This is a genomic window from Lentilactobacillus parabuchneri DSM 5707 = NBRC 107865 (assembly GCF_001435315.1).
GTDB classification, from domain to species: Bacteria; Bacillota; Bacilli; order Lactobacillales; family Lactobacillaceae; genus Lentilactobacillus; species Lentilactobacillus parabuchneri.
This window is the reverse complement of sequence record NZ_AZGK01000008.1, coordinates 44377-58298: the sequence shown is the minus strand read 5'-3', so window position 1 is coordinate 58298 and position 13922 is coordinate 44377. Positions and strand designations below refer to the sequence as shown.

Here is a 13922-nt window from a genome sequence, read left to right as displayed (position 1 = left end):
TTCATCGATTAAACTAAATTAGCAAAACAAAAAAAGATAATGAGGAGCTTAAAAATGAGTATGTTAAGAAAGTCCGTTATGGCGATGGGATTGTTAGGGGTTGCACTTTCGTTATCAGCTTGTGGGAGTCCGGTTGCAAGCACCGGCAAGAAATCCAACACGTTAAATGTTGTGTTTTTGCCCAGTGATTCTGCCAAGGAAGAAGACGCTGCCAGAAAAGCCTTGACCCAAGAGATTCACAAGGCGACCGGCAAAAAGGTCAACGTTGAAACGACGACTGATTATAACGTGGCCATTCAAGCGATCGCAACCGGGAAAGCGCAGATTGGGCTGATGGGCCCCGATGGTTACGTCCAGGCACACAAACAAAGCAAGACCGTGGTTCCGATGGTGACGTATTCTGGTAAGTCCGGCACGTTAAAAGACGCCTACTATCACAGTTACATCATGGTACCAAAAGCCCAGGCAGCTAAGTACAAAGTTAACGGCAAGTATTCGTTGAAAAATATCAAGGGTAAGCGAATGTCATTTGTTTCAAACACATCAACTTCCGGCTTTGCCATTCCAGCAGGCGCGATCAAGAAGGCATTTAATTTAAAGAGTACCGATGATTTGTCTTCCGGCGGTAAATTCTTCAGCAAGGTGCTTTATGGGCAATCACACCAAGGCTCAGCGGTAAACCTGCTGAAAGGAGATGCCGACGTGGCAGCCTTTGATGATATGGATTTGACCCAGTACGGTAAGTTCCAAAATGATGCCACTAAAGCCGGGGCAATCTTCAAGATTAACAAAGACGCCCCCGCACCGTTCACCGCAGTTCGCGGTAAGGAATCAGTTGCAATCGCGGCTTACGCTGTTCAAAACGAACCACTGGTCGCAAATACTAAAACAATTAGTAAGTCTGATATTGAAAAGATTCAAAAGCAGTTGACATCCAGCAGTGTGACAAATAACAAGTTGTTCTTTGCCCCTGCAAACGCGAAAGTCCGTGGCTTATTCACTAAGGACGGCAAAACACAATTTATCAAGATTACGGATGCCTGGTACAAGCCAACCCACGACATTCTTGGAGAATAAAGGAGATTAATATGCTTGAGGTTAAACAGTTAACAAAAACTTATGACGGGGGCAAACGCTCACTTCAAGACGTTTCATTTACTGCCCAGCCAGGAGAGGTGACGGTGATCATCGGGCCTTCCGGAGCAGGGAAAACAACGCTATTGCGAAGTATCAATCAACTCATTACCGATGATTCCGGGCAGATACGATTTGATGACCAAGATATCTGCGCACTTAACAAACGTGACCTCAAGCACATCCGTTCAAAGATTGGGATGATCTTTCAAAACTATAATTTGATTGAATCGCTGACGACAATCGAAAATGTGCTTCACGGCGGACTTGCCAGAAAATCAACGATTGCCGGTGTCTTATCGCTATACACCAAGCAGGAAAAAGAAGAAGCCTTACAGCTGATAGATGAAGTGGGTTTGAAGGATTTCGCATTTCAGTACTGTAGTGATTTAAGCGGTGGCCAAAAGCAACGGGTCGGAATCGCCAGATCGCTGATGCAGCATCCGGAAATGATTTTATGTGATGAACCAATTGCGTCACTGGATCCTAAATCAACCATCATTGTGATGGATATTTTAAAAAAGCTTGCCAAAAAACGGGGAATGTTGGTGCTGATTAATCTTCACCAAGTCGATATTGCAAAAGAATATGCCGACCACATTATTGGCCTAAATGACGGCCACATTGTATTCGATGGGCCGGCTGATCAAGCTTCCAGTCAAGATATTGAACGAATATATCGCGACAGTGCGTTTGTCACTTCATAGGGGGGATTCTATGAAAAACCAAGTAATGGATAGTTCCAAGTTCTTTATGCGAAAACGGCTCAATTTATCAATTGTGATTGGGCTGATGATTGTCTTGTATGTTGGTGCGTCATTGATTTTGAATTTTAACTCGGCTGCATTTCTTTACGTTGACCGCGGGATCATCTGGCTGGCTAAGAACTTTGTGCCCAACAGTCACTCAATTCAGTATTGGGGCATTATTCTGCAAGCCCTGTTACGGACGTTGATTGTGTCGGTTGCGGCGACAACGGTTGCCGGCGTCTTGGCACTTGGATTAGCGCTGGCGGGTGCGAAAACCACCGGCCCAAGTCAAACACTCAGTTGGTTGATTAGGGGATTTGCCTCCATCATGCGAAACATTCCGATCGTTGGCTGGGCAATGCTCTTGTTGTTTTCCTTTAAACAAAATGATTTTACGGGATTTTTAGCCTTACTTTTTTTGAGCATCGGCTTTTTAACCCGGGCATTTATGGAAACAATCGAAGCTGTCGACGTTGAAAAAATCCAGGCGCTGGAAGTAACCGGTGCGAATTATCTCCAAGTCATCTCCCAAGCGGTAATTCCCGAAATCACTACGCCATTAGTCTCGTGGCTGCTGTATATGATTGAAAACAATCTGCGGGATGCAACTTTGGTTGGGCTGCTGACAGGGACTGGCATTGGGTTTGTATTTGACCTTTATTTCAAGAGCTTACGTTATGGTCCTGCAGGGTTGGTCGTTCTGGCAATCATCGTCTTGGTGATTGGTGTTGAACTGGTCTCAAACCAAGTTGAAAGGAGAATTGCAATATGATCAGTAAACCTGAAAGGGGACTGGAGATGACACCCGAAGCTTCGCAGCCAATGACTAAATTTAAGCTGCCGCTTCGACTGAAGGATAAACGCCGGCGCACGGTTTATCTGGTCATGGCGATCCTGGTGTTCACCACGGTTCTCACGATTCCGACAATCATTCCAAAGGGCGTCAATTTGGCCGTCGCAACGAGTGGCTTGTTGGATAATTTGCGAATTATGATGCTTCAGCCGGCACCTTCCAATACCACCATGGAAAGCTTGATGGTGGCACTGTTTCAAAGTATTGCACTCGCCTTTCTCACGACCTTGGTCGGCGCTGTCATTGCCTTTTTCATCGCCTTGATGGCCGCGAGAAATCTCGCACCAACCTGGTTAATTAATATTGTTCAGACGGTTATGGCATTGATTCGGGCAATTCCAACGATCCTTTGGGTATTAATTTATTCGGTTGCCCTTGGATTAGGCGCTAACGCTGCTGTCATTGGATTAACATTTCACAGCGTCGCGTATTTGGTTAAAGTTTATGCCGATAGTATTGATGAAATTTCCGGTGACACCTTATCCGCTTTGCGGGCGATGGGCGTTGGCTTTTGGCCCTTGGTCAGCCAGGTTATTTTTCCAACGATTGCCTCAAGCTTGTTAAGCTGGACGTTTATCCGGTTTGAAATCAATTTTGCCAACGCGGTTGCGGTGGGTGCTGCGGCCGGAGCGGGTGGAATCAGCTACCAGCTATTTATGGCAAGTGGCTTTTACTTTGATTTTCACGAGGTCGGCATGATTGTTTACCTGATACTGGCATTTACCATTCCACTGGAAATTATTTCCTATAAATTAAGAAGTCGCTATATCAAACGAGCAACTAAGTAAGTCAATCAAGTAAGGAGATAAAATTATGATAAAAGCAATTGTATTTGATTGGGCAGGCACCACGGTTGATTACGGCAGTCAGGCACCAATTATTGCCTTCCAACAAGCATTTGAGAGCTTCGGAATTACGGTTCCGACTGCAGAGATTCGCGCAGACTTGGGCTTGGATAAGCTGGATCACGTTAAAAAGATCATGGCAAAACCAGATGTTCAAGACAAGTGGCGAGAAAAGCATCCCAACGACTCAATTTCACAAGCGGTGGACCAAATTTACCGGCGGTTTCAAACAGAAATTGTTCAGGTATTGGCAAAGACAAGCCAACTCAAATCCGGGCTGGTGGAGCTAGTCGCATACTGTCAACAGCGGGGCATTAAATATGCATCGACAACCGGCTATACAAGTGAGATGCTCGGCCATGTGATTCCACTGGCCGCCAAGCAGGGCTACACACCGGAAATTAACGTGACGTCCGACCTCACAAACGGCATCGGACGGCCAAATCCTGATATGCTGCTTTATGCCATGGATAAAATGGGCGTTGAAGGCCCTCATTCCGTGATTAAAGTTGGCGATACGGTCAACGATATTTTAGAGGGAAAGGCTGCCCACGCAATCACGGTTGGCGTGGTTGAAGGCGGCAACCTAATCGGGTTGACAGAAGACGAATATAATAGTCTGTCGATTGCCAAACAAAATTCGCTCAAGAATCGAGCGATTACAATTTTAGAAAATGCCGGCGCTGATTACGTGATTGATAATCTTCAGGATTTAATTAATCTGATTTCAGCAATTGATACCGACCAAAAATATGAGCCACAACCGGCACCAATTTTACTGACACCGGGGCCACTGACAACGAGTCCAGTTGTTAAGAAACAAATGTTGGTCGACCATGGTACTTGGGATGATGAATATAAAGCCGACACCCAAGCAGTTCGACAAGCGTTGTTGAAGTTGGCAAATGTCTCGAGCGCAAACTACACCGCTGTGTTGATGCAGGGAAGCGGCACGTTTGCCGTGGAATCAACAATTGGAACGGCGGTCCCAAAGCAGTCGGCAGTTTTGATGATTGCCATTAACGGTGCCTATGGCCAACGAATGGCTCAAATCGCCGATTACCTTGATATTAAACACGTTGATTTGAACTTTCGAGAAGATGAAATTACCGATTGGCATCAGATCAAAAGGGCTCTCGATGCGCATCCGGAAGTGACCCATTTTGCGATTGTTCATTGCGAAACAACGACTGGAATCCTGAATCCAATTGAAACCATCATCCCTAAAGTTCATGCCAAAGGGATTACGACGATCGTTGACGCAATGTCGAGCTTTGGCGGCGTGCCGATTGATGTTGAGAAAAGTGAAATTGATTATTTGATTAGCAGCTCAAATAAATGTATTCAAGGCGTTCCCGGCTTTGGGCTGGTGATTGCCAGAAAGGCTGTCATTGATGAAACAGCCGGCAATGCCCGTTCTTTGGCACTTGATTTGTACGATCAATATAAGTGCTTTGAAGACAATGATGGCAAATGGCGGTTCACGTCCCCAACCCACGTGGTCTACGCATTTCTTCAAGCATTACGTGAGCTGGATGCTGAAGGCGGCGTTTCGGGGCGTAATGCCCGATACACTCAAAACGAGAAGATGCTGCGGGCAGGAATGATTGAAATCGGTTATCAGCCGGTTATTGATGAGGCCGTTCAGTCACCGATCATTACGTCATTTAAGTACCCCACGGCCGATTTTGATTTCCGTAGCTTGTACGAATATCTCAAGCAAAATGGATTCATCATTTATCCAGGAAAAGTTTCCAATATTGATAGTTTCCGAATTGGAAATATCGGGGAAGTCTATTCCGGGGATATTGAGGAATTGCTCACGTTGATCAAGAAGCATGATGTGGTTAAGGTGTAGCCGATTTTCCCTGCATTGAATGAAGCCTAGTTGTAATCTGACTTGAAGGATTAATTGTGAGAATGTAAAAAATCCCTTTACAATTAAAATTCAATGAGTTAAGATACTATTCAATTAGAAAACGTTGAGAAAAGCGATGAAAAGCGGGAGTAAATTATTAATTGCATTTAGAGAGTTTCCGGTTGGTGAAAGGAAATTGCAATTCATGATTGAAAGTAGGCTTGGAGCTGTAGATGCGATCCCTGAGTGTTTACTGGATGCCACCATTAAAAGGCCAGCGACTACAATTTTATAAATTGTGTTCGTTAAGATCGAATTGAATTGAATGGTTTAATTCGATAAATCAAGGTGGTACCGTGCATCTATTTTAAAATGCGCCCTTCGAAGTTGATTCGAAGGACGCATTTTTTATTTTCTCATTTTTCTACACATAATTGATTGGAGGAATCACAATGACTCAAACTAATTTATTAACCTATCTAGATCAACATCCCGACACAATTATCCCTGCTTCAGGTGACGGGAATACTTTCAGGATGTTAAGTGATGAAGGCTTTCCAGCAATTTTAATTGATGGCACTTTGACAGCCAATACATTGATAGCCGAGGATTCGCAAGGCATGCTGACATTGTCTGAATATGCGAAATTCTTGCGGGACATGCGTTTAAAAAAGACCGGGCGGTTGATTGCCGATCTGCAGTCAGGGTTTGGCAATCCTCTCAATACCTACTATTCGGCAATGGAACTGGAACGATCAGGTGGAGACATTTTATTGTTGAATGACCAGACATACCCTGCTCACACAACGGCGGAGCCCCACACCACAACACCAGAGGACTTGATTGGTAAGTTGAGGGCAGCCAAGGACGCCTTGGAAAATTCGGACACCCAAATTTGGATCAAGCTAGAAGGAATTCAATCTTATGGAATTGAGGGTATTATTCAACGAATTGGATATCTGGCAAAGGCTGGCGCTGATGCAATTGCCATTGATCATTACGATATCGATCAATTAGCTCAACTGACTGAACGACAGTTACCATTGCCGCTAATGGAAACTTGGACCCCGGGAATGACCCAAATTACCGGGATTTCTGGCTGGCTGGACAAGGGAAGTTTAACGAGTGCAATTAAGAACGCGCAGTCAGATGCAATCAAATTAATCAAACAAGGAGGCATCACTTATGCTGAAAAATAATAAGATGCGTCATCAATTTAATAAAGAAGTCATGAGCGGCAACATCGTTGAGATGATGGTCGCACCAGATGCTTTAGCTGCCAAAATTGCTGAAGCCGAAGGGGCTCAAGCGATATTTTCAGCTGGATATGCCACAAGCGCGTCAGCTTTGGCCATGCCGGATCGAGGAATTGCGGACTTTGGCCTTTCACTTGAACGATGTCGGCAGATTATTAATGCAGTTAATGTTCCGGTATTTGCCGACGCAGATACGGGGTATGGTGATCTCGATAATATTAAGCGAACTGTCGAAAGTTATGAAGCGATCGGGGCAGCGGGGATGTTTATCGAAGATCAGGTTTGGCCTAAACGGTGTGGACACATGGATGGTAAAAAAGTTGAACCGACGGAAGTTCTTGAAGCTAAGCTGCGAGCTGCAAAATCAGCGCGTAAACACGATGACTTTTTGATTATGTCGAGAACTGATGCCCGTGCAGTTTATGGCTTGGATGACGCAATTGCCCGTAGTAAACGGTATCGTGCCGCGGGCGCCGATTTTATATTTATTGAAGCGCCACAAAGCGTTGCAGAATTGGAAAAGATTCATGAAGCCTTTCCTGACACACCGCTGATGGCCAACATGATTGAGGACGGCAAAACACCGCTAACGAAAAAAGAGGATCTACAGGAATTAGGCTTTAATATCGTGGTGCATCCAAACACATTGACCTATACGCAGGCATACGCTGAAAAGACGTTACTTGAAACTTTGAAACGTGATGGGTCGACTAAAGCATACAAGGATCGAATGATCACTTTTCCAAAGTTCAATGAATTTGTAGGACTGGACCGTGTTAACGCAAGGGATGCGGAATATTCACCTGAAAAGATGGCCCGGACGTATATGTCTTAAAGCAATGCTTATTTTGTTCCATCACACATAACTTTTCAATTGGTTTCATCAACACATAGATCGACGAACATAGTTAATAGTTGAGATGGCAGGCACACATAGTAATGGAGGATTTAATTATGGCAGATAACACGTATAGTTCCAATCAGGCGTATTCGTTAGAGAACCAGTTAAATGAGGCACGTGAAACACCGTTATTTTATAAGGTATTTGCCTTGGCGGGGGCAGGGATGATTCTAGATGCCGCTGATGTTTATATGGCTGGTGCAATTAATAGTACGTTAATTCAGACAAAATTTGCGAGTATTAGCCAAGGTTCATACTTTCTATCAAGTGGCTTTTTAGGTCTTTTTATCGGTTCACTTTTAGCCGGCTACATTGGCGACTTTTTTGGGCGAAAATTGTCCTACCACTTTAATCTTTTACTTTTCGGTGTATTTACATTGTTATCGGCGTTTGCGCCAAGTATGACGCTTCTGATTGGACTGAGATTTATTGCTGCCATCGGCCTGGGAGCAGAAATTGTTACCGGGTATGCGGTGGTTAATGAGTTTGCACCCATCAAACGGCGAGGACATTGGTCAGGGATGACCGCCATCGTTGCGAACACGGGGGCACCGATCACCCTATTGATCGCATCGTTCATGATTCCAAGATTTGGTTGGCGTTCAATGTTTCTTACAATGGGAACACTTGCTTTAGTGCTTTGGCTTGCCCGTCGTCATTTTCCTGAATCACCCCGCTGGCTTCTTGCCAAGGGTCGGACTGAAGAAGCAAATGTTATTATTAAGAAATTAACTGTTCGGGGTCTTTATGAAAAGGATGAGATGACTCATCCAGACGAACCAGTCATTCATATTCCCTTTGCAAAAGGGCTGTTCATTGCAATTATCGCGGTTAGCGCAACCCTTCTTTGCCAATATACATTCACATCTTGGGTGCCAACGTTACTTTTGAAGCAGGGAATTAATATTGTTGATTCGATTGGCTTTTCCGCTATTATGATGATCGGGGCTCCAATTGGGGCGGCAATCGGAGCTCTGTTAGTCGATAAAACCGGCCGCAAGAAGTTAATTGTTACCGCGTTTATCGCAACAGCTATTTTGGGAATTGCCTATGCATACGAACGCAGTACGGCAGGCATTTTGATTAATGGCTTCTTGCTGACGATCACGTTATACATTCTGGTTGCTTCGGTTGTTAGCATCTATACGAATGAGTTATTTGAAACGGCTCACAGATTCCGTGGTGCCGGGATTGCTAATGGGATTTCCAAGCTATTAAATGGCTTAATGCCAATCTTCGTTGCATTTATGATCACACAGGTTGCCACATCATTTATCTACTATATGATTGCCGCAATGGCGATTATTGCCGCAATCATCGTTGGGCTGTTTGGACCCGAGACGGATCAAAAGGCCATTAAATAAAACTATCTGAATAGTGGAGGATCAAAGGTCGAGCCATCATTAATCTATTGATGGCTCGGCCTTTTGTTTGCTGTTAAAACAACTACAATGTTCGCTAATAAGTTCTAATCTCGTAGCAGTTCACCGCACCCAAAATTTTTGATTAACATTGATGAAACTCACGGCCGAGAAGTTCATAATAGGAAGTATCTGTTTGCATATTATTTTTCTAAATTATGCTTGTATTTTAGATTGACTAGCAGTAATATAGTTCGGTACCTAAATATATGTAAAAGAATCATTAAAATAACGAACCTGGAAGGAGTAGCAAAATGCTGAAAATTGCCAAAGGACGGATCTCATACCTGGCAGTTCTTGGGGCAGTGCTGTTTATGATCGTTCAAGTTATTGCAAATTTGAACCTTCCCAGCTTGACCTCGGACATTGTTAATAATGGGGTGGCCAAAGGAGACATTAACTATATCTGGAAGATCGGCTTTGAAATGGCCGGCTTCTCGCTGATAAGTATATTGGCGGCAATCTGCAACGTCTTTCTCGCTGCCCGGACTTCACAAAAGTTGGGTCAAAACTTGCGAAGTGACGTTTACCGCAAAGTTATCAATTTTTCGAAGGATGAATATGACCAAATTGAAACGTCATCATTAATCACCCGGACGACCAACGATGTGGTTCAGATTCAAAACGTTGCCATTATTATGCTGCGAATGATGTTAATGGCACCCATCATGCTGATCGGTGCGAGCTTTTTGGCTTACACCAAGGATCATCAATTGACGATGATTTTCCTGGTTGTTTTGCCAATTATGATTATCTTTGTCGGCCTGCTGCTGTATTTTTCTGTTCCATTGTTTAGAGCAATGCAGACAAAGACCGATAAGATTAACCGGATTTTCCGTGAAGGCTTGACCGGAGTTCGGGTTATTCGGGCATTTCGTCAAGACCAGTTTGAACAGGATCGCTTCGAGGATGCCAACAAGGATTACACTGCCAATGCGATTAAGGTTAACACGATTGTCGCCTTGGCATTTCCAGTGATGACGCTGATTATGAGTGGTACTAACGTCGCGATTGTCTGGTTTGGTGCCAAATTAATTGGTGCTCAGTCGATGCAAGTTGGTAACCTGATTGCGTTCATGAGTTACGCCATGCAGATTCTGATGAGCTTCATGATGCTTTCGATGGTTTTCGTCTTTATTCCACGGGCGCAAGCTTCTGCCAAACGGATTCAGACGGTCTTTGCATTGAAATCAACCATGAAGCCAGCGGAACATCCCGTCGCCCTTGACCCAAACGTCAAGCAACATACCTTATCATTTGATCATGTCGACTACCGCTATCGTCAAGCAGAAATGCCGGCGCTTTCGGATATCGATTTTAAAGCTAGCAGCGGCCAAACGGTTGCGATCATCGGGGGAACCGGTTCAGGAAAGACGACGCTGGTCAGCTTGATTCCGCGTTTTTACGATGTTGATAAAGGTGAAATCGAGTTGGATGGTCATAACATCAACGATTTTTCGATGAAAGACCTGCGAAATCAGGTGTCCTTTGTTCCTCAAAAAGCGACCTTATTCACCGGATCCATTCGCGATAATATGAAGTACGGAAATCCCAATGCCACTGATGATGAGATTTGGCATGCACTGGAAATTGCTCGAGCCAAAGATTTCGTTGAAGAAGATCCAGCTGGCCTTGATTTGCAAGTCGAACAAGGTGGGGATAACTTCTCAGGTGGTCAAAAGCAACGGTTGGCCATTGCCAGAGCCCTGGTTAAGAAGTCCGCTGTGTACGTCTTTGATGACTCCTTTTCAGCACTGGATTTCAAGACCGATGCTGATTTGCGGGCTGCTTTAAGAGCTGATGAGCATATCCAGCAAAGCATTACGGTTATCGTGGCCCAACGAATCGCCACGGTGGCTGACGCTGACCTGATCTTAGTGCTTGATAACGGTAAGTTGGTTGGCAAAGGCACTCACGATGAGCTCCGCGCCAACAACAAGGTTTATCAAGAAATTATTCACTCACAATTACGAGAGGAGGATGACAAATAATGGCTGAAAAAGATACGGCACCACAACCTGCCGGCAACCAAAATCATGGTGGCCATGGCGGTTTTCAGGGAGTTGTCGAAAAACCCCATAACTTTTGGGGAACCACTAAGCGACTGCTGGATTACATGCAAGATCGCCTGGTCGGTTTAATCCTGGTTCTGGCCTTTGCCATTATCAGTGTTATCTTCCAGATTCGAACCCCGAAGATTTTAGGAGAAGCAACGACTGAAATCTTTAAGGGCTTGATGAAGGGAAATGCCCAACAAAAAGCCGGCTTTAGCGTGGCTTCACTTCCGATTAACTATCAAAAGATTGTCCAAATTATTCTCATCGTTCTTGTGATGTATTTGGCTTCTGCGGTCTTCAGCTTCTTGCAACAGTATATTATGACCCGAATTTCACAGAATACGGTCTATAAATTACGGCGGCAAATGAAACAAAAGATGCGCCTGGTGCCCATCCAATACTACGATACGCACAGTAACGGTGATGTCATGAGCCGGGCGGTTAACGATATGGATAATATCGCCAGCACCCTCCAACAAAGTCTTACCCAGGCGGTTACGTCTTTTGTGACCTTCATTGGAACTTTGTGGATGATGTTTACGATTAGTTGGAAATTGACCTTGATTGCATTGGTAACGATTCCGTTGAGCTTGTTAATTGTCGGCGTGATTGCACCACGATCCCAGAAGTATTTCGCGGCCCAACAGAAGAGTCTTGGCTTATTAAACAACCAAGTGGAAGAAAACTACGCTGGCCAAATCGTCCTCAAGAGTTTTAATAAGGAACAGGACACGATTGACCAGTTTGAAGTTCAAAATAAGAAATATTATCAAGCTGCTTGGAAAGCCCAATTTATTTCAGGGATTATCATGCCCATGATGATCTTCTTAAATAACATTGGTTACGTCTTCGTTGCCGTTGTTGGTGGCATCCAGGTTGCGAACGGAACGGTCACCCTTGGTAACGTGCAGGCCTTCTTGCAGTATACCAACCAGTTTTCACAACCAATTTCTCAGTTAGCCAACTTGATGAACACCATTCAGTCGACGATCGCTTCAGCTGAGCGGGTGTTTGAAGTGATTGATGAAGAAGAAATGAAGAATACCAAGCAAAATCGACCGATTGAAGAAAATACCGATAATTTGGTCGAGTTGGAACACGTTCAGTTTGGCTACAACGATGACGAGTTGTTGATGAAGGATTATAACCTTGCCGTTAAACGTGGCCAGCAGGTCGCTATCGTCGGTCCGACCGGTGCTGGTAAGACAACCATCATTAACCTGTTGGAGCGCTTCTACGACGTTAAGGGCGGTAGTATTCGCCTCAAGGGTGTCGACACCAGAGATTTGGATCGAGAAGCATTGCGGTCTCACTTTGCGATGGTTCTCCAAGATACCTGGCTGTTCACGGGGTCGATTTATGACAACATTAAATACGGCCGCGAAGATGCTTCCAAAGAAGAAATCATTGAAGCCGCTAAAGCTGCTCACGTGGATGAATTCGTCCGTAAGCTGCCAAAGGGCTACGATACCATCTTAAATGAGTCTGCTTCCAATATTTCTCAAGGACAGCGTCAACTAATTACGATTGCCCGCGCCTTTGTGGCGAACCCTGAAATTCTGATTTTGGATGAGGCCACCAGTTCCGTTGATACTCGGACCGAAGTTCAGATCCAGCACGCTATGAGTCAGTTGTTGGAAAATCGGACCAGCTTTGTCGTGGCTCACAGATTGTCGACAATTCAAAATGCAGACAACATTATTGTGATGAATCATGGAGCAGTTGTTGAAACCGGAACGCATAATGAGCTGCTTGCCAAAAATGGTTTCTATGCCGACTTGTACAACAGTCAATTCTCAGATGACGTTTCATTTGATTAGGGAGGAGCAGACGATGAAAAAAATATTGAGCTTATTGATCGCAGCAGCTTCTCTCATGATCGTGCTGAGTGGCTGTGGCACACCAACGCTGACGGTATCGAACCATCATTTGAATGCCAACGCCCTGGCTGTGACCGTCAAAGGAAAGAGTAACCAAAATCAGGTTCACTACACGGTCAATAATGGCCCCAAGAAGTCGGTGAAAACGGATAGTGGTGCTTTTGTGATTAGTGTACCGACCAAGAATTACCAGCAAACGGTTAAGCTGACAGCGGACGGCAAACACCAGACGGTAACGGTAGCCAAGGCAAAGGTCGTTGCCAGCTACCAGAAGATGCGCGCTTCATACAACCAAGCGTTAACCGGATCGGCATTGTCAACGAAGGATCAAAAGCTGGCAGCCGGGATGGCAAAGCAGGCTGCCCAGTTAAAAAAGCAATCCCAAGCGCTTAAATCCAGTAAGGATACGAGCGTAGCGGCCATGCAGAAGAAGGCCCAACAAGCCATGGCTTTGAAGCAGGAAGCAGCCAAGCTCAAGCAAACGCAAGCCCAACTTGCACCAGCGATGAAGCAGGCGAAGGCGAGTGTCAAGGATCAATTGCTGCCGAAAAAACCACAAACGGGCATTCATAATTTGATTTCGACCAACAAGATGGTTTTGAGAGCAAATCTAAACGGTGATAAGGTTTTGGGAATTGCAATGATGGTCCCGGTGTCCAGCTTGAAGCATAAGTCTGAACTTAAGCCGTTTATCGTTTCATTTTCAGTCTTATCGGAAAGTGTCGGCGCCAATGCCAAGCACGTTTTGAAGAAGTTCCAAAAGCAGGCAAAGGCGAAGAAATCCAGTTCCACAACAGCGCCGAAGTTCCACTCTAACGGCTTACTGTTTAGTCTGGGATATTCGACCAGTACGTTGTATGTGTTTATTACGAAGTAAAATATGATTCATATATATAAAAGTGATGCCTCTCCGGAATAATGGCGGGAGGCATCTTTTTCTTGATTAAAATTAAATTTAATTTGTGATA

General features: G+C 44.7%; 11 protein-coding genes, 1 pseudogene and 1 other annotated feature. All 12 genes and pseudogenes read left to right on the top strand.

The annotated features are described in order from the left end of the window. The first annotated feature begins 54 nt into the window (after positions 1 to 54). The 12 genes and pseudogenes from FC51_RS08440 (at position 55) to FC51_RS08390 (ending at position 13831) form a co-directional block, all read left to right on the top strand. Complete coding sequence (locus FC51_RS08440) at positions 55 to 1077, top strand: phosphate/phosphite/phosphonate ABC transporter substrate-binding protein (RefSeq protein WP_057910706.1); 1023 nt, start codon at positions 55 to 57, stop codon at positions 1075 to 1077. Between the two features lie 11 nt (positions 1078 to 1088). Continuing rightward, positions 1089 to 1841 carry a phosphonate ABC transporter ATP-binding protein gene (phnC, locus tag FC51_RS08435; protein WP_057910705.1) on the top strand — a complete coding sequence of 251 codons (753 nt, stop codon included), beginning with the start codon at positions 1089 to 1091 and terminating at the stop codon, positions 1839 to 1841. A 10-nt stretch (positions 1842 to 1851) separates the two neighbouring features. Continuing rightward, entirely contained in the window at positions 1852 to 2655 is an 804-nt protein-coding gene (locus tag FC51_RS08430) for an ABC transporter permease subunit (protein ID WP_057910704.1), read from the top strand. Then, on the top strand, positions 2652 to 3524 hold the full coding sequence (locus tag FC51_RS08425; protein ID WP_057910703.1) for a PhnE/PtxC family ABC transporter permease: 873 nt from the start codon (positions 2652 to 2654) through the stop codon (positions 3522 to 3524). Before FC51_RS08430 ends, FC51_RS08425 begins: the two co-directional genes overlap by 4 nt. A 25-nt stretch (positions 3525 to 3549) precedes the next feature. Beyond that, positions 3550 to 4296: pseudogene (gene phnX, locus FC51_RS12565) on the top strand (phosphonoacetaldehyde hydrolase); the annotation flags it as partial. Positions 4297 to 4353: 57 nt separating this feature from the next. After that, complete coding sequence (gene phnW / locus FC51_RS12560; protein WP_375710450.1) at positions 4354 to 5439, top strand: 2-aminoethylphosphonate--pyruvate transaminase; 1086 nt, start codon at positions 4354 to 4356, stop codon at positions 5437 to 5439. Between the two features lie 127 nt (positions 5440 to 5566). Then, positions 5567 to 5824 (top strand) — a binding site (T-box leader). A 67-nt stretch (positions 5825 to 5891) separates the two neighbouring features. Further along, on the top strand, positions 5892 to 6638 hold the full coding sequence (locus tag FC51_RS08415) for an isocitrate lyase/phosphoenolpyruvate mutase family protein (RefSeq protein ID WP_057910702.1): 747 nt from the start codon (positions 5892 to 5894) through the stop codon (positions 6636 to 6638). Beyond that, positions 6625 to 7530 (top strand): isocitrate lyase/PEP mutase family protein, encoded by a 906-nt coding sequence (locus FC51_RS08410; protein ID WP_174520081.1) that lies wholly within the window; start codon positions 6625 to 6627, stop codon positions 7528 to 7530. The genes FC51_RS08415 and FC51_RS08410 overlap by 14 nt, the downstream gene beginning before the upstream one ends. Before the next feature lie 119 nt (positions 7531 to 7649). Beyond that, the gene (locus FC51_RS08405) at positions 7650 to 8960 is read left to right on the top strand and encodes an MFS transporter (RefSeq protein ID WP_057910701.1); all 1311 of its coding nucleotides are present in this window, start codon (positions 7650 to 7652) and stop codon (positions 8958 to 8960) included. Between the two features lie 311 nt (positions 8961 to 9271). Then, on the top strand, positions 9272 to 11008 hold the full coding sequence (locus FC51_RS08400; protein WP_057910700.1) for an ABC transporter ATP-binding protein: 1737 nt from the start codon (positions 9272 to 9274) through the stop codon (positions 11006 to 11008). Continuing rightward, the gene (locus FC51_RS08395; RefSeq protein WP_057910699.1) at positions 11008 to 12894 is read left to right on the top strand and encodes an ABC transporter ATP-binding protein; all 1887 of its coding nucleotides are present in this window, start codon (positions 11008 to 11010) and stop codon (positions 12892 to 12894) included. Before FC51_RS08400 ends, FC51_RS08395 begins: the two co-directional genes overlap by 1 nt. A gap of 13 nt (positions 12895 to 12907) precedes the next feature. Beyond that, complete coding sequence (locus tag FC51_RS08390; protein ID WP_057910698.1) at positions 12908 to 13831, top strand: hypothetical protein; 924 nt, start codon at positions 12908 to 12910, stop codon at positions 13829 to 13831. The last annotated feature ends 91 nt before the right edge of the window (positions 13832 to 13922 follow it).